Origin of the sequence: Trujillonella humicola (genome assembly GCF_046233715.1) — a bacterium.
GTDB lineage: Bacteria > Actinomycetota > Actinomycetes > Mycobacteriales > Geodermatophilaceae > Trujillonella > Trujillonella humicola.
On the sequence record NZ_JBJNRJ010000124.1, the window covers coordinates 1 to 1,336 of the forward strand.

At 72.8% G+C, this 1,336-nt stretch carries 1 protein-coding gene; it reads left to right on the forward strand.

Translation table 11 applies throughout. From position 1 onward, the window contains the following. Positions 1 to 257: 257 nt before the first annotated feature. Positions 258 to 1,319: an IS110 family RNA-guided transposase gene (locus tag ACK586_RS25360; RefSeq protein WP_409333308.1), complete on the forward strand. Its 1,062-nt coding sequence runs from the start codon at positions 258 to 260 to the stop codon at positions 1,317 to 1,319. Positions 1,320 to 1,336 lie beyond the last annotated feature (17 nt).

Consider the following 1,336-nt stretch of genomic DNA (forward strand, 5'->3'; position numbering starts at 1 on the left):
CCGCCGCCTGACAGTGAGGATGTGGAGGACGGAGTCACCCCGGCGGGTCTGACTCTCCGCCTGACCGACGCTTGGCTGTCTTTGGCTGGATTCGTCGATCTGCTCGGGGTGGCTCCGTCCTTGCACGTCACCGGGCTCGACGTCTGTGACCTCATAGGAGCCTGTGCAAGAGGCGCCCATCACTGTCTTGTCCGCCTCGTCCGGTCTCGGTGCGTGCCGTCTCATCGGTGCAAGCGACAAGGACGGCGATCTCCATCATGACGAGCACGGGGCTGGATGTCTTCGGCGGCGTGGACACCCACGGCCGCACCCATCACGCGGCGGCGGTCGACGGCGCCGGACGGCTGCTGGGGGACGCCGAGTTCGCCGCCACCGCGGCCGGCTATGCGGCGTTGCTGGGCTGGCTGGGCGGCTTCGGTCAGGTCGTGAAGGTGGGCGTGGAGGGCACCGGCACCTACGGCGCCGGTCTGGCCCGCCACCTGGCGGCCCAGGGGATGACGGTGGTCGAGGTCGATCGCCCCGACCGCAAGACCCGCCGCCGGCAGGGCAAGTCCGATCCGATCGACGCGATCGCGGCGGCCCGGGCGGTGCTGGCCGGCACCGCCACCGGCGCGCCGAAGACCCGCACCGGCCCGGTGGAGGCCATCCGCGCGCTGCGGGTGGCCCGCCGTGGCGCGGTCAAGGCCCGCACCGCCGCGCTCAACCAGATGCACGGCCTGGTGACCTCCGCCCCCGAGCAGTTGCGCGGCGAGCTGACCGGACTGCCCAGCACCCAGCTGGTGGGCCGCTGCGCCGGCTTTCGCATCGACCCCGCCCGCCTGCTCGAGCCGGTGATGGCCACGAAGGCCGCGCTGCGCGCGATCGCCCGCCGGATCCAGGCCCTGGAGGAGGAGATCGCCCTGGCCGACACCCGGCTGCGCCCGGCCACCGCCGCCATCGCCCCGCGGACCGCGGCGCTCTTCGGCGCAGGCCCCGACGTGGCCGGGCAGCTGCTGGTCACCGCCGGAGACAACCCCGACCGGCTGCGCAGCGAGGCGGCGCTGGCCCACCTGGCCGGGATCAGCCCGCTACCGGCCAGCTCCGGGCGCACCGACCGGCATCGACTCAACCGCGGCGGCGACCGGGCCGCCAACGCCGCGATCCACCGCATCGTGCTCTGCCGCCTGCGCTATCACGACCAGACCCGCGCCTACGTCGCCCGCCGCACCGCCCAAGGCTTGAGCAAGAAGGAGATCATGCGCTGCCTCAAGCGCTACGTCGTCCGAGAAGTCCACACCGCCCTGCTCGCCGACTTCGAACAACTCACCACAGCCGCTTGACGTCGATAGGAGCATCC

Excerpts from the sequence above, each read along its gene's own strand:
- ACK586_RS25360 (WP_409333308.1), top strand. The coding sequence starts at position 258 with ATGACGAGCACGGGGCTGGATGTCTTCGGCGGCGTGGACACCCACGGC.